Raw genomic sequence first — 16363 nt, forward strand, 5'->3', positions numbered from 1 at the left:
CTCTCGTCGCTCTCGCTTCGGGTCGTAGCATATACCATCGACCCCGGCCTACAGGCATCTATGTCCGATTCCCCTGGGTGGTTTCGCCGCCACAGTCTCGGCCTCACCTTCCTCGCCCTCGTCGTCGTCAGTGTCTCGCTTCTCGGCGTCGTCGGTCTCGGGGCGCTCGTCGCGCTCGCGTCGCTCGGCCAACCGCTCGGCGCGTTCGCGGCCGCCGTGTTCCCCTGGGCCGCCGGTGCTGTCGTCCTCACGATCTCGACCGTCGTCTTCGGCTTGCTGTTCCTCTGGTCGCTCGCCCGACGGGCGCGTCTCCCGCGCAGCAAGCGCCTCCGCGCCGTCGCCGCCAGGGCGGAGGCTCGCAACGACTGGGCCGCGACGCTGAACCTTTCTTCGCGGTTCGCGCCGAGAGGCCCGAAAGAAGACCCCGTCGAGACGCTCAAACGACGCTACGCCACCGGCGAGCTCTCCGAGCGTGAGTTCGAGCGCAGACTCGAACTCATCATGGACGACGGCGGCGACGGCGGGCGGCGGTCCGAGTACGACGAACGCGAGCCGGACCGACTCCGAAACTACTGAGTCGAACCCGTCGTCACCGCCGCGTCGGTCGAACCGCGGTTGCACGAAACTGTATAGTTCTCCACGCCACGGTCCCGATTGATTCAAGTCGCTGCACTACCCGCCTGTACGTGATGCGTCAGGACCACCTCATCTCCGCGGCGAACCTGTCACGGGAGGGTATCGAGGCGGTACTCGACCGGGCGGCGGCCATCGACGCCGACCCGGCGGCGTACCGTCAGCGGCACGCGGGGGCCGTGCTCGCGCTCTGTTTCTTCGAACCGAGCACGCGCACCAAGATGAGCTTCGACACCGCGATGAAACGCCTCGGCGGCACCACCGTCGACATGGGTACCGTCGAGTCCTCGTCGGTCAAGAAGGGCGAGACGCTCGCCGACACCGTCCGCGTCGTCGAGGGCTACGCCGACGCCATCGTCCTCCGGCACCCCTCGGAGGGCGCGGCGAAGATGGCCTCGGAGTTCGTCGACGTCCCGCTCGTGAACGCGGGCGACGGCGCGGGACAGCACCCGAGTCAGACGCTCTTGGATCTCTACACCATCCGCGAACGATCGGGGTTGGACGACCTTTCTATCGGTATTATGGGCGACCTCAAGTACGGGCGGACGGTCCACTCGCTGGCGCACGCGCTGACTAACTTCGACGTCCGCCAACACTTCATCAGCCCCGAAAGCCTCCGGCTGCCGCGAAACGTCCGCTTCGACCTCCACGAGGCGGGCGCGCAGGTCCGCGAGCACACCGACCTCGACGAGGTGCTCCCCGAGCTCGACGTGCTCTACGTCACGCGCATTCAGCGCGAGCGCTTCCCCGACGAGAACGAGTACCGCGCCGTCGCCGGCCAGTACCGAATCGACGAGGAGACGCTGGAGACCGCCCGCGACGACCTGAGCGTGATGCACCCGCTACCGCGCGTCGACGAGATCGCACCCGAGGTGGACGAGACCGAGTACGCGACGTACTTCGAGCAGGCGCACAACGGGATTCCGGTCCGGATGGCGCTGCTGGACGAGTTGCTGACGCGGTTCAAGGAGGGTGGCCGATGAGCGACCACGAACTCCGCGTCTCGAAGATTCGCAACGGCACCGTCATCGACCACGTCACCGCCGGGCAGGCGCTGAACGTTCTCGCCATTCTCGGTATCGACGGCTCCGAGGGAGAGGGGGTCAGCATCGGCATGAACGTCCCGAGCGACCGCCTCGGCCGCAAGGACGTGGTGAAGGTCGAGGACCGCGAGCTGAGTCAGTCGGAGGTGGAGGTGCTGTCGCTCATCGCGCCGGAGGCGAGCATCAACATCATCCGCGACTACGACGTCGTCGAGAAGAGTCGGGTCGACCGTCCCGAGACCGTCGCCGGCCTGCTCTCGTGTCCGAACCGTAACTGCATCACCAACGACGACGAACCCATCGCCTCGAAGTTCACCGTCGTCGCCGACGGGGTACGTTGTACCTACTGCGGGGAGATTGTCCGCGACGACATCGCCGCCCACCTCGACGTCCAGGGCTGACGCGGGCCGAAGACGGACCTGGTCGGGAGGGTCACAATACCTTTGTATCCCCTCGCTGTATCCGAGGGCATGTCCGGAAAGGCAAAACTCGTACTCGCACTGGCGATGATGACGCTCGTCTACGTCTTCGTGTCCGGCGGCGCCGAACCCGTCGAAGTCGAAGTCGAGGCGTAAATATCGAACCGGCCTCCCTTTTCCTCTCCTCGCCCGACGAGCGGACTCGTCGGCTCACGTCGGCGAGCGGAGGTGTCGGCTCCCGCCGCCGCGTTCGCGGTCGTTCCCGGAACGAACGACTTAGGGCGGGCCGCCGCCAACTCGCGTCCATGTACGGGGTCGTCACGCGCAACGCCGAAGAGGTCGACTGGCCGGATTTCGACGCCGGGTTCTACGAGGTCAAAGACGTCACGGGCCGCGCAGCCGAACCGCTTGCGAACGCGGTCAACATGGTGTCCTGTTTCGGCGACAACGCCGCCGCCGACGAGAACCCCGAACTCGTTCCGGTGAACGAGGACGGCGAACTCGCCACCCGCGACCGGACGTACTTCGACTGGGCGTACATCTGCCCGACCAACGAGAAGTACCGCGAGGGACTGCTCGAAATCGTCGAGGACTGCGCCGCCGAGAACGGCGACGTGCGCCTCGACGACGTCGGCTTTCCCCGCGAGGGCTACTGTCACTGCGAGCGCTGCGAGCGGCAGTATTCGGAGTGGGCGGAACGGGGTTCCGCCGGAGAAGCGAGCGGGTCTCGCTCGCGAGATAGCGAGTTCGACGACTGGTTCGCGTGGCGCGCGTCGGTCATCACCGAGTTCGTCGCCGAGGCCGCCGAGCGTATCCCCGGAAAGACGTATCTCACCCTCTATCCGGACCCGTATCCGGGCCACCTCTACACGCGCGCCGGTCTCGATATCGAGGCGCTGAGCGAACACGTCGACGAGTTCGTCATCCCGCTGTACGACATCCACTACGGGACGACGTACTGGCTCGAAACCATCGCCAAGGGCTTTCAGAGCCGACTGAACTGGACGCCCGACGGCTCCGCACCCCCCTCCGGCGAGGGCGACGGTGCGGGGACGTCCTTTTCTATCGAACTCTACGCCGTCAACGTCGACGTCGACGACCTCATCCACGCGACGGAAGTCGCCGAAAACTACGCAGCGGACGTCTTCTTCGGCTACGACGCGAGCAACGCCGCCGCCGCGGTGCGCCGTAAGCGCGCCGACGCCCGCGAGGGCGTCACCTACGGCGACGAGTGACACCGACGACGTCGCGTCTCGCGGTCGACCGGGTCACAGTGGCCCGTAGCTCATCGCCCAGACGACGACGATTCCCAGTATCGTCATGAACAGGGCGAACGCGGCGAGCGCCAGCAACATGTGACCGGTCGGCCCTCTCGACTCTCCCATGTCCGTTCTCGGGGTTCGAGGGATTTAGTTCGCGCGCCCGTCGACCCTCGCGCGAGTTCGACGGAACGGTTTTGCCGATTCGTGCTGTGAGTTAACACGGGCTAGCTATGGCATCCAAACAGAGTGCGCGTTCGCGGTGTCTCAACTGTGGCTACGAGGCACCGTCAGGCGGAGACGAGTGGGACCACGTCGACGTACCGCGACTGGGCGGGATGACGCGCTGTCCGGAGTGCGGGTCGACGAACGTGATGAGCGGACGTTAAGGCGGCGAGAAGGGTCCGGCGGGTGACACGACCGTCCCGCCCCAGCCGCCCCGGCTGTCCTGAGGCGATGCCGCACCAAGGGGTTCGGAGGGGCAGTTAGATTGTAATCCGTTATTAACGGCGACGCCGTTCGATTCTGAGTCCTCAGCGTGAGAGCCAGACAGAACAAAGCCAGCGTAGAACGTTTGTATCCGGCGTTTTTCTCTCCCGTCCCGGAGATTGTTGTTGGATATAGTAACTCTACTGAACCCGGGCATATACCCGGATTGAATATCCGCTTTACCAACGGTTAGGATATGAGCACCTACGGATCGGGAGCGGAGTCGATAGTCATCCCTGCGATAAGCGCGCCGAGTAGCGTCAGTTTCGTCAGGTCGCTCGGTCGTCACGGCGTTCGCCCGATAACCGTCTCCGAACGGAAGACCGCGTCTGGTTTCTCGTCTCGCTACAGCGCCGAGAGCCACGTCGTCCCCGGACCCGACGAGAACCTTCGGGGGTACGAGGATGCGCTCCTCTCACTGGCCGAGCGCTCCGACGTTCGGGCGCTGGTGCCGATGCGCGAGGCGGACGTGTTCGTCTTGGCCCGCCGTCGAGAGCAGTTCGCCGACCACGTCTCGACGCTGTGGCCGTCGTTCGAACAGCTTCGGACGGTCCACGACCGCCGGAGACTCGTCGAAGTCGCCGGCGACGCGGGCGTCGCCGCACCCGAGACGCAGCTGCTGAGCGAGGTCGACGACTGGGACCGAAACCGCATCGTCAAGGGACGGTACTCGGTGCTCACCCACGAGTACGAACCGTCGGTCCCGCCGCGGAAACTGCTTGACCCCGGATCGACGAGATATCTCGAAGCGGGAACCGAACCCGACGTGGCGTCGATTCGCGGCGAGATGCGACACAACCCCATCGCACAGGAGTTCGTCGGCGGCGACGAGTACGCGTTGTGGGCGCTGTACGACGAGGGTGAACCGGTGGCAACGTGCCAGAAACACCAACTCCGCGGGTGGAACTACGCCGGCGGTACGAGCGTCTACCGGCGCACGGTGTGCATCCCCGAACTCGAACAGGCCGGACGCGCGCTGTTGGACGAACTCGACTGGCACGGCTTCGCCTCCGTGCAGTTCAAGCGCGAGCCGGACTCCGGCGAGTTCACGCTGATGGAGATAAATCCGCGCGTCTGGGTGTCGCTTCCGTGTGCCGTTCGCGCCGGCGCGAACTTCCCGCTGTACTTCTGGCAGACGGCGACGGGGAAACCGGTCGACATCGACCCCGAGAACCCCTACGAAGAGGACGTCGCGACCCACCTCCTCCGCGGCGAGGCCGCCCACCTCACGAGCGTCCTCTCGAAGAAGGAGTCGTTCGTCGACCCGCCGACGCTCACCGCCACCGCCGTCGGGATGGCGAAGTCGATGTACCGCCCGAAACACCGCGGTATCGACTACCTGAGCGCCGACGACCCACTCCCCTTCGTCCGCGGCGCGCTCAACGTCTCGCTCGGCCAGATGAAGAAAGCGCTGTGAGCGCGCGGGAGGGCAGTGGTCGCTCGCGTCCGACTCTACTCGCCGCGAAACTCGGGAGAGCGGTTGCCCATAAACGACTCGACGCCCTCGGTGTGGTCTGCCGTCTCGAACACCGCCGACTGCGCGCCCGCCTCGTTGGCGATAGCCGACGAGAGCGAGCGCTCCCACCCCTGGTCGAGTAGCCGTTTCGAGGTTCGGAGCGCGACTGTCGGCCCCGAAGCGATTTTCTCGACGAACGCGTCGACCCGCTCGTCGAACGTTTCGTCCGCGTAGACGTGGTTGACGAGGCCGAGTTCGAGCGCTCTGTCGGCGTCGAGCAGTTCGCCGGTGAAGACGAGTTCCTTCGCCACGTTGTCGCCGACGATGCGGGGGAGGAGATACGAAGTACCGGAGTCGACGGCGAGACCGACCTGGCGGAAGCCGAAGCCAATCCGGGCCTCCTCGCTCATCAGTTGCACGTCGCAGGCGATGGCGACGTTCGCGCCCGCGCCGACGGCGACGCCCTCGACTTTGGCGACGGTCGGGAACTCGCACTCGGCGAGTCGCTGGACGCACCGACCCGTGTTCTGGATGATGTGGCGCACTGCCTCGTCGAGCGTCCATCCGCCGGACTGCAGTTCCATCATCGCGTTCACGTCACCGCCGGCCGAGAACGACCCCTCGGAACCGGTGACGACGACGCAGCGGGCGTCACTGCCCTCCAACGCGTCGAGGGCGTCGACGATGCCGTCGGCGACGTCGGCGGTGAGTGCGTTGCGGAGACCGGGGTTGTTCAGCGTGATGGTGGCAACTCCCGTCTCCTCGTCTCTGTCGAGAAGCACGGCGTCGGAGCCAGTGTCGGCGTCATCGCCACCTGTAGCGCCGTCACCGGCGGCGGAGTCACCGTCAGTCATCCGACGCCTCGGCCTCGCCGACGAGTTCGAACTTCTGGACCTTTCCGGTCGTCGTTCGCGGCAGTTCGTCGACGAACTCGACCTCGCGGGGATGTTTGTACTCTGCGAGGTTCGAGAGGCAGTAGTCGCGAATCTCGTCGGCGGTCACGTCGGCGTCTGGCGCGCGGACGACGAACGCCTTGACCGTCTCGCCGCGGCGGTCGTCCGGGATGCCGACGACGGCGGCGGCGGTGACGGCCTCGTGCTCGAACAGCAACTCCTCGACTTCGCGCGGGTAGACGTTGTAGCCCGCGGTGTTTATCATATGCTTGGCCCGGTCGACGACGTAGAAGAAGCCGTCTTCGTCGTGGTACCCGATGTCGTCGGTGTGGAACCAGCGCTTACCGTCGCGCTCGGTGAACGCCTCCGCGTTCGCCCCGGGGAGGTTGTAGTACCCCTTCATCACGTTCGGGCCGCTGACGACGAGCCCGCCCGTGATGTCGTCGAACTCCACCTCGTCTTCGTCGACCGGTCCTTCCGAAATCGGGCCGACCGTCTCGAACTCGTCGGTGACGATGCGCGCGTCGATGCCGGGTAGCGTCTTGCCGATGCTGCCGACGCGGCGGCCGTCCTTGGGACTGTTGAAGTGGGTGACGGGGCTGGTCTCGGTGAGGCCGTAGCCCTCGAAGATTTTGACGGGGTAGAGCTCCTCGAACTTCCGGAGCACCTCGGCCGGAATTCCGGCCCCGCCGACGCCGCAGAGGCGGAGCGAGGAGAGGTCGAACTCCTCGGCGTTCGGCTGATTGATGACGTCGTTGTACATCGCCGGGACGCCGTGCATCAGCGTCAGGCCCTCGTCGCCGACGAGCGACATCGCCTCCTGGGCGTCCCACGACGGCAACGGGTAGTACGCGCCGCCGCCGAACAGCGTCGCGTTCATCACGACGGTCATCCCGTAGATGTGAAACAGCGGCAGTACCCCCAGCTGCTTGTCGTCGGCGCGGATGCCGTCGGGGACGATGGCGATAGACTGCTCGGCGTTCGACGCGAGGTTGTGGTGGGTCAGGAGGACGCCCTTCGGTTGCCCCGTCGTCCCCGACGTGTAGGGCTGGACGGCCTCGTCGTCGTCGTCCCGGTCGACCGTCTCGAACTCGGGACTCCCGCAGAAGGCCTCGAACGACGCCGCGCCCGCGGACTCGCCGCCGACGCCGACCACGTGCTCGACGTCAGTCTCGTCTCTGACCTCCTCGACGAAGGGGACCAAATCCGAGAGCGCGACGACGACTTTCGCGCCGCTGTCGGCGAGCAGGTGGCCGATCTCGCGGGCCTTGTACTGCGGGTTCATCGGGACGACGACGCCCCCCGCCCGCAGCGTCCCGTGGAAAGCGACGACGAACTGGGGGAGATTCGGCAGGTAGATGGCGACGCGGTCGCCCTCGCCGACACCCGCCTCGGCGAGTCCGGAGGCGAACGCCCCCGTCTGTCCCCAGAACTCCCGATAGCTCATCTCGTTGCCCTCGAAGCTCACCGCGAGGTTCTCGGGGAGGTCCTCCACCGTGGAAGCGATGTTTGTGACTAAATTTGTCATATGACATCTCACCACATGTCCGCCGATGCTAAAAGGTTTATTTCGAACAACGATTATAAACCGACGCCGGGTGTCGATTTCCCCTCGCATTTCGTTGCTCTTCGCTCGCTCTTTGTCGCCTTTCGTCGCGCTTCGCTCGGCGTCGTCGGGGCTCGCTCAGTCCCAGAGCAGCGAGTCGAACGCCTCGCCCGCGATACCCGGTCCCTCGGGAACCGAAACCGTCCCGTCGGTCACGGAAACCGGGTCGTCGACGAGGTCCTCCGCGAGCAGGTCGCCGGTGGCGAGGCCGCACGGCGGAACTCCGGGGAGTGCGGCGGCGACGTGGACGGCGGCGGCGCGGGCGACGGCGGCGTCGACGGTAGTCGTGACCACGGGCGTGACACCGCTTCGACGGAGATACCGCGCCAGCGACAGCGTCGGTCCCGGTCCGCCGAGCGCCATCGGCTTGAGAATCACCGCGTCGGCGTGGTCGCGGAGGCTCAGCGGCAGCGACACCGACGAGTCGTACAGCGTCTCGTCGAGGGCGATGCCGACGCCGCGACCCGTGAGTCCGGCGTGTCCGCCGAGGTCGGCGGCGGCGAGCGGTTGTTCGACGTACGCGAACCCGAGCTCGGCGAGCAGTTCGACGGCTCTCTCTGCGGTCTCGCGGTCCCACGCGCCGTTGGCGTCGGCGCGGAGCGCGACCTCGTCGCCGACGGTTTCCCGAACTGCGCGGAGCCGTCTCTCGTCCTCCTCGAACGACCGGGCGCCGACTTTCAGTTTGAGACAGTCGAAGCCGTCTGCGACGGCGTCCGCTGCCGTCGCGACCGTTTCTTCCGCTGTCCCGTCGCCGACGGTAGCGTTGACCGGGACGGTCGTCGGTCGGTCGACGCCGTCGCGTCTCGTCCCGAATCGGTCGGCGAGCCAGTCGTGAAGCGCCGTTCCCTGCGCGCGAGCCTCGGCGTCCATCCGTGCGAGGTTCGCCGCGTGGCGGGCCGCCGACCCGAGGGTCGACGTATCGAACTCGTGGCCCCTGTCTGCGGCGTCCCGCATCTCCTCCAACCGGGCGCGGCACTCGGCGTACGACTCGGTCCACCCCGGAAGCGGCGTCGCCTCGCCGACGCCTCGGACGCCGTCGTCGGTTTCGATGCCGACTAAGAAGCCCCGGCGCTCGCGTATCTCCCCTTTCGCAGTGCCGAGCGGCTTCCGGAGACGAAGCGAGAACGGTTCGAGTTCGAGTCTCGTGCGGCGCATCTCACACCACGGGCCCGACGGCCACGCCGACGGCGAACGAGATCGCATATGCCGCCAGCAGTTTTCCGGTTCGTTCGAGCGCGGGGTTGAGTTTCTCGCCTTTCGTCTCCGTGACGACGGTTCGCGCAACTTTCGCCGCCAGCGGCAGCGTGAGAAGCGGCAGGAGGACGGTCGGCGCGTAGTTCGCCGCCAGCCAGAAGTACACCGGGACGGCGTACGCGAGGACGAGCATGGCGACGTACTCCGCTCGCGCGAAGCCGTAGCCGTAGCGGACCGCGAGCGTTCGCTTGCCCGTCGTGGCGTCCTCCTCCCTGTCGCGGACGTTGTTGACGACGAGGATGTTCGTCGAGATGGCCGCGATGGGCAGCGAGGCGACAATCACTTCGAGGGGCACTGTCCCGGCGGGAACTCCGACCGTCAGCGGGTCCGCGAGGATCGAGACGGCCTGGACGTAGTAGGTGCCCGCGACGGCGACGAGACCGAAGAAGACGAAGACGAACAGGTCGCCCAACCCGTGGTAGCCGAGCGGGTACGGCCCGCCGGTGTAGGCGATGCCGCTGGCGACCGAGAGCAAGCCGACGACGAGGATGGGCGCGCCGCCGACGTAGACGAGGTAGGTGCCGAGGAGAACGGCGACGGCGAAGGTGAGGTACATCGCGCGCTTGACCTCCTCGGGTTCGATGAGACCGCCCGCGGTCACTCGGGTGAACCCCTCGCGCGCTTCGGTGTCTGCGCCCTGCATCGCGTCGTAGTAGTCGTTGGCGAAGTTCGTCCCGATCTGGATGAGCGCCGCGCCGACGAGCGCGGCGACGGCGGGCCAGAACGCGAAGACCGAGTCGTGAAACGCGAGGCCGACGCCGACGACGACCGGGGCGGCGGCCGCCGGCAGCGTCTGCGGCCGCGCCGCGATGACCCACGCCTTCCGGCGCGAGATGTTCTGCGTACTCATTGGCTCTGTCTCCGTGCTAGGGAGTCGTCAAATTTGGCATGTCGGGTCGGTACAGCTCTCAGCCGTTTCGCGCTCTACTCTCGGCGCAGACAGTTGCGTCGGATACGACCGCAAACGGTTTCGGTCACCGAGCGAACCCTCCGACAGTGAGTATCACCGACCCGCGCGACCGGTTCGACGACCTCCACGTCGTTCGCAACGAGCGCACCGTCGACGCCGCGACGCTCGCCGAACTCGGCGAGTACGAGGCGTTTCGATCCGGGTGGGTCGCCACCGCCATCACCCTCGACGAGCGAGACCGAATCCTGCTCGCCTACGACGGCGACGACGAACAGTGGGTGGTTCCGGGTGGGACGATTCAGTCCGGCGAGTCGCTCCGCGAGGGTGTCGTCCGCGAGGTCAGAGAAGAGACTGGCGTCACGGTGACTCCCGAGCGCCCGCGCGCCGTCTGCGACGTGGTCCGAACCGACGCCGACGATAGCCGAAGCTTCCGCGTCGTCGCGTTCTCGGCCACGGCGACCGACGCTGAAGTCGGCACCGACCTCGGCGTCGACGACGAGAACATCGAGCGAGCGGCGTGGTTCGACGAACTCCCGGAGAAGACGTTCGACCGGGAGTTCGCAGATGCAGTGCTAAACCAGATTCGTGAGCCGCGAAACCCAGCCAAACTGTAGCATCCGTGCGAGCGGCAAAGCCGGGAGCGCCGAAGCCACGCGAGGACAACCGACGAAGTAAAACGGTGGGTTAGTAGTGCCAGGGGAACTGGCCGAAGTCGGGCTCTCGCTTCTCCAAGAAGGCGTCTCGACCCTCCGCTGCCTCGTCGGTCATGTAACCCAGGCGGGTCGCTTCGCCCGCGAACACCTGCTGGCCGACCATGCCGTCGTCGATCGCGTTGAACGCGAACTTCAGCATGCGAATCGCCATCGGGCTCTTGCTCGTTATCTCCTCGGCCCACTCGAACGCGACGTCCTCCAACTCCGCGTGCGGAATCGCCTCGTTGGCCATCCCCATCTCGACGGCCTCCTCGGCAGAGTACGTCTTCCCGCGGAAGAAGATCTCGCGGGCTTTCTTCTGGCCGACCTGCCGGGCGAGGTACGCCGAGCCGAAGCCGGCGTCGAAGGAGGCCACGTCGGGGTCGGTCTGGAGGAACTTCGCGTGTTCCTCGGAGGCGAGCGTGAGGTCGCAGACGACGTGCAGCGAGTGGCCGCCGCCGACGGCCCAGCCGGGGACGACGGCGATAACGGGTTTGGGCATGAAGCGGATGAGCCGCTGCACTTCGAGGATGTGCAAACGACCCGCTTTCGCCGCTTTCACCGTCGGGTCGTCGTCCTCGGCGGCCTCGTCGTCGCCGCGGTACTCGTAGCCCGAGCCGCCGCGGACCGACTGGTCGCCGCCGGAGCAGAACGCCCAGCCGCCGTCTTTCTCCGAGGGACCGTTGCCGGTCAGCAACACGCAGCCGATATCGGCCTGCTTGCGGGCGTGGTCGAGCGCCGCGTGGAGTTCGTCTACGGTCCCCGGGCGGAACGCGTTGCGGACCTCGGGTCGGTCGAAGGCGATGCGGACGACGGGCGCGTCGACCGCGCGGTGGTAGGTGATGTCCGAGAAATCGGTCGAGACGACCTCCCAGCGGTCGGGGTCGAAGAGCTCCGAGACCATACGAGACGCGCGGCCGGAGCCGCGAAAAAGGTTCCCGTCGGGCGGTCGGGCGGCACGTGCACCTCAGCCGCGCACGTTCATCGTCCTGAACCGGTAGAGGGCGTAACACGCTCGGAGCAACGCCATTACGGCCAACGGCGGCAGAGCGGCGGCGACGACGACGCCGACGAAGTCGCCCGAAACCGCGCCGACGCCGATGCGCGGGCCGGCGGGAAGCCCCGGGAGGAGCGCGAGGCTGGTCGCCGCCCAGAGGGCGACGTTGTAGCCGACGGCGCGGAGGCCGGCCAGCGCGTACGACCGCGGCGGCCACGCGGGACCGGCGTCGAACCAGTCGCCGCGGAACGCGCTCACCGACACCGCGAGCGAGACGAAGGCGACGCCGAAGACGAAGACGACGTCGGCGGCGGCGAGGAGGCGCTGACCCGCCGTCACCGAGAGCACCCAGAACATGGCGGGTATCGTCAACACGGCCACCGCGCTGCCGCCGGCGAAGAGGTCTTCGAGGACACGACCGTAGCCGTCGGTCTCCTCCCGCGGGCGGAGCTGTCGCTGTTCGGTCGACGGGTCGGTGCCGCGACTCGGAGAGGTCATACGCGAAGCGTTCGCCCCGAGATATCTAAATTCGCTCGGTGAGTCCGGAGTCTTCACCGCTCGCGCCACGTCGCCAGCGGCCCCGTCGGACTCGTCAGCCACGCGACGACGACCACCAGTCCGGTCGTCAGCACGCCCAACAGCACCTCTTGGGTGACGAACAGCGAGTACGTCAGCACCAGTACGGCGAGGGCGACCGTGACGGCGGCGCGAGTCGACGAGAACGCTCCGGCCTCGAGGAACTCGCCGGCGAACCACCCGAGAAAGTAGACGATGGTGGCCGCGAACACGCCCAGAAGCGGCTGTTGGACGATGATGAGCGAGTACGCGAAGATGGCGGCGGCGAGCAGCCACGTCGAGATTTTCCACGCGTTGGAGGGCATCGACCAAACGCTCTCGCCGACTCGTCAAAAGTTCGACGGTACCGTTGGTCAGTCGAGTCCGGCGACGCGTTCGACGACCTGCTCGTGCAGCGCTTCGCGGAGCCGGTGGCTCTCTTCGGCGTCGGTCCGAACCTCGATGACCTGCGTGCCGTCGCGAGCGACGGATTCGGCGTACGCCTCGCGGAACGCCTCCCGTCCCTCAACACGCTCGAAGTCGAGGCTGTAGAGGTCGCCGGTCGTCTCGAAGTCGAGGCCGTGAGGCGTCTTGAACTGCGAGGTAAAGGGCGGGTCGAACTCCTCGATGGGGAGCATGTGGAAGATGCCGCCGCCGTCGTTGTTGACGAGGACGACCGTCGCGTCCACCTCACAGCGGCCGAGCGCCAACAGACCGTTCATGTCGTGGTAGTACGCGAGGTCGCCGAGGACGAGCGTCAGGGGGTCGGTCGTCGCGCTACCCGCGCCGAGCGCCGTCGAGACGATGCCGTCGATGCCCGACGCGCCGCGGTTGCCGAGCGCCGTGACGTTCTTCTCGGAGGGGCGGGCAAACCGATCGAGGTCGCGGACCGGCATGCTGTTGGAGACGAACAGCGTCGACGGGTCCGGTGCGAGCTCCGCCACGTGCTCCACGATCTCACCCTCGAACAGGTCGTCGGTCCCGTCGACCGCCGCCCAGTGTTCGCGGTCGGCCGAGAGCCACCGGTCGCGCCACGCGGAGCTGTCGGGTCCGGCGACGAGACGGGCGACGTGGGCGGCGAGGCGGGAGGGGTCGGCGACGACGAGGTCCGAGGCGGTAAACTCCGCTTCCCGCCACTCGGCGGCCGGGTCGACGACCAGCTGACGGGCGGCGGTCCGCGCGAGGTACTTTCTGAGCGGTTTCGAGGTGGGCGACGCGCCGATTCGCAGGACGACCTCGGGCTCGGGCCAGTCGGCGACGGCCTCGGGAGCGAGAAAGCCGTCGTAACCGCCGACGACGGGCGTCGTACGGACGTGGCCGCCGAATCTGAGCCCCGAGAGCGGGTCGGCCACCACCGGGAAGCCAGTTCCGTGGGCGAGAATCGCCATCGCCTCGGGGTCGATCCCCGGCGGGTCGGCGGGTCCGGCGACGATCAGTCCGCGTTCGACCGAGAGCAGTTCGGCAATCTGCTGGAGTTCCCGGTCGTCCAACTGGGGCACGCCGCGGGTCGTTCGAACGTATGCACCGCCGTCGGGGTTCCCCAGGCCGTCGCCACCACCCCCGCCGCGGCCCCGAGCGGCCAGCGGCGGGAGGTCGGCGGGCACGTCGTCTTCGACCGGAACAGGCTCCAACGGTTTGCGGAACGAGACGTTGAGGTGAACGGGTCCCGACGGCGTACCGGTCGCCTGCGCCAGCGCGCGGTGTGCCGTCGTGCGAAGGCCCCGGAGTTTTCGGTCCGTCGCCTCCGGTTCGGGGAGGTCCTTATACCAGCGGACGGAGTCGCCGTAGAGCTTCTCCTGGTCGATGGTCTGGTTCGCGCCCGAGTCGCGGAGTTCCGGCGGGCGGTCGGCGGTCAACACGAGCATCGGGACGCGCGCCTGCGACGCCTCGATGACGGCGGGGTGGAAGTTCGCGGCGGCGGTGCCGGAGGTGCAGACCAGCGGCGTCACCTCGCCGGTTCGTCGCGCCCGGCCGAGCGCGAAGTACGCCGCCGAGCGCTCGTCGAGGTGCGAGAAGACGTGGATATCGTCGTGGCGAGCGAACGCGACGGTCAGCGGCGTCGAGCGGCTGCCGGGAGCGATGCAGACAGCCGACACGCCCGCCTCGGCGAGTTCGTCGGCGAGCACGCGCGCCCACAGCGTGTTTCGGTTCGGCGCAGTCATCGTTCGGACGTTGGCGTGCGTCGTCAAATAGGCGGCGTGATTCCCTCGTGCCGGCTCCACCGTTGGGAGGGTCGCCGCCTCTCAAGAGACCTATAACGGACCGCGCCAACGACCGACCGTGAACGACGTAGACGCACTCGTCGAACAGCACGACATCGATTCGAGAGACCAGTTAGACCGCGAAATCCTCCACCTCGTTCGTCACCTCCGACGCGAGGGGCACACGCTTCGAGAGATCGTCCCCCGACTCCGCCGGAAGGCGGACTACTACGCCGAGTTCGCCGAGAAACACGACAAGTGGGACTACACGCCTTCGGAGTCCGGTCGCGCCGTCGTCGACGAGGAGTGACGGGACAGCGCGGGAAGAACGGGTAGAGTTCGGCTCGCCGACTACCGCTCTAACTCGTCGAGAATCGGCCGCACCTTCGGCTGTAGCTCCTCCCACTCCGCCTCCGGGTCGCTGTCGCCGACGATACCGTTGCCCGCGAACAGCGTCGCCCGCGTTCCGCCCGCGACGCCCGAACGAATCCCGACGGCGAACTCGCCGTTACCCTCGGCGTCGAACCACCCGACGGGCGAGGCGTACCACCCGCGGTCGAACGACTCCGTCTGTCGAATCGTCTCCAGCGCCGCCTCGAGCGGTAGGCCGCCGACGGCGGGCGTCGGGTGCAGCGCCTCGACGAGCGAGAGGACGTGCGTGTCGGCGTCGAGCGTCGCCGAAATGGGGGTTTGGAGGTGCTGGATGTTGCTCAGTTTGCGGATGCGTTTGTCGTGGGCCGTCACGTCGCCGAACTGCTCCAGTTGCTCGCAGATGGTGTCGGCGACGAGTTGCTGTTCGTGCTGGAGTTTCTCGCTCTCCAACAGCGACTCGGCGTAGCCGGCGTCGTCCTCGGGCGTCTCCCCGCGCGGCATCGACCCCGCCAGCGCCTCCGTCTCGACGGTCCGACCGTCGCGCTTGACGAGGCGCTCCGGCGGCGGCCCGAAGAACGCGGCGTCGTCGGTCGGTTGCACGAGGAAGCGATAGCACTCGGGGTACGTTCGACGCAGGCGTTCGAGCGCGTCGGGGATGTCGACCGATTCGGCGAGGTCGAGGTCGAGCGCCGTCGCCAGCACGACTTTCAGCAGGTCGCCCGAGCGGATGCGCTCGGTGACGCGTTCGACCTGCGCGGTCCACTCGTCTCTGGGCGTGCGCCAGTGTCGGCCGACCACACCCGGCGATCCGCCGCTGGGCCGCATCATCGGGAGTTCCGAGAGCGACTCGCGCGCGGCGTCGAGCGCCGTGGCGGCCGTTTCTGGCGTTGCGTCCGGGCCGTACTCGACGACGGTAAGCCACGTCGCGTCGTCGCTCCGGGTCAACTGGACGCGCGGGAGGACGAACGTCGCCGCCGCGAAACCGGTCCACGGCGGCGTTCCCTCGTGTTCGGCGTCGAACGAGAGGCCGCCGAGCATCCGCGGGCGCGTCGCCGCCGGGCCGTCGCGGTCCACTTCGTCGAAGACGGCGTCGGCTTCGCCGCGGAGGCGGTCGAACCGTCCCGGTCCCGACGCGGCGAGGTGGGCGGCTGCGCCGCCGCCGACGAGTTCGAGTCCGTCGGGCGACGCCCAGTGGACTCGCGGGGCGTTCTGGTCGGCGAGGAAGGCCCGAAACGAAACGTCCGGAATCTCGCAGGACCGGCTCACGAGCGTCGCCTCGGCGTGCGACGCCGTCGCCTGCTGGTTGCGCTGCGCCGGGTTCATCTACGTTCGATTGGGACGCGGGGCTTTTGAACCCCACCTTTCGTCCTTGACCTTTTGCGCTGCGGGTTGCGCTTCGCCTACCCCCGGCAAAAGCTCGACCAAAAGCACCGCCAGAGCTTCGCTCTGACGAGCCGCTGACAAACGCACAGCGCATCAACTTGTCATTCAATAAATTGTTAGACGCCGTCGAGAAATCATCAATAATCAGTCGGGACAGACGCACCTGCTCGCGGCTGTCGTATGCTGCGTCTTCACGCTTCA

At 67.3% G+C, this 16363-nt stretch carries 17 protein-coding genes; 8 read left to right on the top strand and 9 right to left on the bottom strand.

The window, feature by feature from the left end; genetic code table 11:
- Positions 1-60 precede the first annotated feature (60 nt).
- The 6 genes from LAQ73_RS00550 to LAQ73_RS00575 all read left to right on the top strand — a co-directional run bounded on the left by LAQ73_RS00550 (position 61) and on the right by LAQ73_RS00575 (position 5260).
- A complete protein-coding gene (locus tag LAQ73_RS00550; RefSeq protein WP_224269313.1) occupies positions 61-576 on the top strand; it encodes an SHOCT domain-containing protein in 516 nt (171 codons plus the stop codon).
- A 113-nt stretch (positions 577-689) separates the two neighbouring features.
- Complete coding sequence (gene pyrB / locus LAQ73_RS00555; protein WP_224269314.1) at positions 690-1616, top strand: aspartate carbamoyltransferase; 927 nt, start codon at positions 690-692, stop codon at positions 1614-1616.
- Entirely contained in the window at positions 1613-2077 is a 465-nt protein-coding gene (pyrI, locus tag LAQ73_RS00560; protein ID WP_224269315.1) for an aspartate carbamoyltransferase regulatory subunit, read from the top strand. Before pyrB ends, pyrI begins: the two co-directional genes overlap by 4 nt.
- A gap of 323 nt (positions 2078-2400) precedes the next feature.
- A complete protein-coding gene (locus LAQ73_RS00565; protein WP_224269316.1) occupies positions 2401-3330 on the top strand; it encodes an alpha-amylase family protein in 930 nt (309 codons plus the stop codon).
- Between the two features lie 257 nt (positions 3331-3587).
- A complete protein-coding gene (locus LAQ73_RS00570) occupies positions 3588-3743 on the top strand; it encodes a hypothetical protein (RefSeq protein ID WP_224269317.1) in 156 nt (51 codons plus the stop codon).
- A gap of 296 nt (positions 3744-4039) precedes the next feature.
- Positions 4040-5260 carry a carboxylate--amine ligase gene (locus LAQ73_RS00575; protein WP_224269318.1) on the top strand — a complete coding sequence of 407 codons (1221 nt, stop codon included), beginning with the start codon at positions 4040-4042 and terminating at the stop codon, positions 5258-5260.
- Positions 5261-5295: 35 nt separating this feature from the next.
- Here the strand turns inward: LAQ73_RS00575 and LAQ73_RS00580 are convergent, their stop codons facing one another.
- The 4 genes from LAQ73_RS00580 to LAQ73_RS00595 form a co-directional block, all read right to left on the bottom strand.
- A complete protein-coding gene (locus LAQ73_RS00580) occupies positions 5296-6153 on the bottom strand; it encodes an enoyl-CoA hydratase/isomerase family protein (RefSeq protein ID WP_224269319.1) in 858 nt (285 codons plus the stop codon).
- A complete protein-coding gene (locus tag LAQ73_RS00585) occupies positions 6146-7720 on the bottom strand; it encodes a long-chain-fatty-acid--CoA ligase (RefSeq protein ID WP_224269320.1) in 1575 nt (524 codons plus the stop codon). Before LAQ73_RS00585 ends, LAQ73_RS00580 begins: the two co-directional genes overlap by 8 nt.
- Before the next feature lie 156 nt (positions 7721-7876).
- A complete protein-coding gene (locus LAQ73_RS00590) occupies positions 7877-8953 on the bottom strand; it encodes a mandelate racemase/muconate lactonizing enzyme family protein (RefSeq protein ID WP_224269321.1) in 1077 nt (358 codons plus the stop codon).
- Position 8954: 1 nt separating this feature from the next.
- Positions 8955-9863: a 1,4-dihydroxy-2-naphthoate polyprenyltransferase gene (locus LAQ73_RS00595; protein ID WP_425601136.1), complete on the bottom strand. Its 909-nt coding sequence runs from the start codon at positions 9861-9863 to the stop codon at positions 8955-8957.
- 185 nt (positions 9864-10048) lie between these two features.
- Here LAQ73_RS00595 and LAQ73_RS00600 point away from each other — a divergent pair, with 185 nt between their 5' ends.
- Positions 10049-10576 (top strand): NUDIX hydrolase, encoded by a 528-nt coding sequence (locus tag LAQ73_RS00600; protein ID WP_224269323.1) that lies wholly within the window; start codon positions 10049-10051, stop codon positions 10574-10576.
- A 70-nt stretch (positions 10577-10646) separates the two neighbouring features.
- Here LAQ73_RS00600 and LAQ73_RS00605 read toward each other — a convergent pair whose 3' ends face one another.
- From LAQ73_RS00605 to menD, 4 genes are all read right to left on the bottom strand, one after another.
- Positions 10647-11558: a 1,4-dihydroxy-2-naphthoyl-CoA synthase gene (locus tag LAQ73_RS00605; protein ID WP_224269324.1), complete on the bottom strand. Its 912-nt coding sequence runs from the start codon at positions 11556-11558 to the stop codon at positions 10647-10649.
- Positions 11559-11621: 63 nt separating this feature from the next.
- Positions 11622-12149 carry a DUF8215 family protein gene (locus LAQ73_RS00610; protein WP_224269325.1) on the bottom strand — a complete coding sequence of 176 codons (528 nt, stop codon included), beginning with the start codon at positions 12147-12149 and terminating at the stop codon, positions 11622-11624.
- A 53-nt stretch (positions 12150-12202) separates the two neighbouring features.
- Positions 12203-12532, bottom strand: a complete 330-nt coding sequence (locus LAQ73_RS00615; protein ID WP_224269326.1) for a hypothetical protein — start codon at positions 12530-12532, stop codon at positions 12203-12205.
- A gap of 48 nt (positions 12533-12580) precedes the next feature.
- A complete protein-coding gene (gene menD / locus LAQ73_RS00620) occupies positions 12581-14368 on the bottom strand; it encodes a 2-succinyl-5-enolpyruvyl-6-hydroxy-3-cyclohexene-1-carboxylic-acid synthase (RefSeq protein ID WP_224269327.1) in 1788 nt (595 codons plus the stop codon).
- A gap of 118 nt (positions 14369-14486) precedes the next feature.
- On the opposite strand from menD, the gene LAQ73_RS00625 reads away from it, so the two are divergent.
- Positions 14487-14717: a hypothetical protein gene (locus LAQ73_RS00625; RefSeq protein WP_224269328.1), complete on the top strand. Its 231-nt coding sequence runs from the start codon at positions 14487-14489 to the stop codon at positions 14715-14717.
- 41 nt (positions 14718-14758) lie between these two features.
- On the opposite strand, the gene LAQ73_RS00630 is transcribed toward LAQ73_RS00625, so the two are convergent.
- Positions 14759-16102: an isochorismate synthase gene (locus LAQ73_RS00630; protein WP_224269329.1), complete on the bottom strand. Its 1344-nt coding sequence runs from the start codon at positions 16100-16102 to the stop codon at positions 14759-14761.
- Between the last annotated feature and the right edge of the window lie 261 nt (positions 16103-16363).

It is taken from the genome of Haloprofundus salinisoli (genome assembly GCF_020097815.1).
Taxonomy (GTDB): domain Archaea; phylum Halobacteriota; class Halobacteria; order Halobacteriales; family Haloferacaceae; genus Haloprofundus; species Haloprofundus salinisoli.

Excerpts from the sequence above, each read along its gene's own strand:
- pyrB (WP_224269314.1), top strand. The coding sequence starts at position 690 with ATGCGTCAGGACCACCTCATCTCCGCGGCGAACCTGTCACGGGAGGGT.
- LAQ73_RS00585 (WP_224269320.1), bottom strand. The coding sequence starts at position 7,720 with ATGACAAATTTAGTCACAAACATCGCTTCCACGGTGGAGGACCTCCCC.
- LAQ73_RS00570 (WP_224269317.1), top strand. The coding sequence starts at position 3,588 with ATGGCATCCAAACAGAGTGCGCGTTCGCGGTGTCTCAACTGTGGCTAC.
- LAQ73_RS00605 (WP_224269324.1), bottom strand. The coding sequence starts at position 11,558 with ATGGTCTCGGAGCTCTTCGACCCCGACCGCTGGGAGGTCGTCTCGACC.
- LAQ73_RS00630 (WP_224269329.1), bottom strand. The coding sequence starts at position 16,102 with ATGAACCCGGCGCAGCGCAACCAGCAGGCGACGGCGTCGCACGCCGAG.
- LAQ73_RS00590 (WP_224269321.1), bottom strand. The coding sequence starts at position 8,953 with ATGCGCCGCACGAGACTCGAACTCGAACCGTTCTCGCTTCGTCTCCGG.
- LAQ73_RS00550 (WP_224269313.1), top strand. The coding sequence starts at position 61 with ATGTCCGATTCCCCTGGGTGGTTTCGCCGCCACAGTCTCGGCCTCACC.
- LAQ73_RS00575 (WP_224269318.1), top strand. The coding sequence starts at position 4,040 with ATGAGCACCTACGGATCGGGAGCGGAGTCGATAGTCATCCCTGCGATA.
- LAQ73_RS00610 (WP_224269325.1), bottom strand. The coding sequence starts at position 12,149 with ATGACCTCTCCGAGTCGCGGCACCGACCCGTCGACCGAACAGCGACAG.
- LAQ73_RS00580 (WP_224269319.1), bottom strand. The coding sequence starts at position 6,153 with ATGACTGACGGTGACTCCGCCGCCGGTGACGGCGCTACAGGTGGCGAT.
- pyrI (WP_224269315.1), top strand. The coding sequence starts at position 1,613 with ATGAGCGACCACGAACTCCGCGTCTCGAAGATTCGCAACGGCACCGTC.
- menD (WP_224269327.1), bottom strand. The coding sequence starts at position 14,368 with ATGACTGCGCCGAACCGAAACACGCTGTGGGCGCGCGTGCTCGCCGAC.
- LAQ73_RS00565 (WP_224269316.1), top strand. The coding sequence starts at position 2,401 with ATGTACGGGGTCGTCACGCGCAACGCCGAAGAGGTCGACTGGCCGGAT.
- LAQ73_RS00615 (WP_224269326.1), bottom strand. The coding sequence starts at position 12,532 with ATGCCCTCCAACGCGTGGAAAATCTCGACGTGGCTGCTCGCCGCCGCC.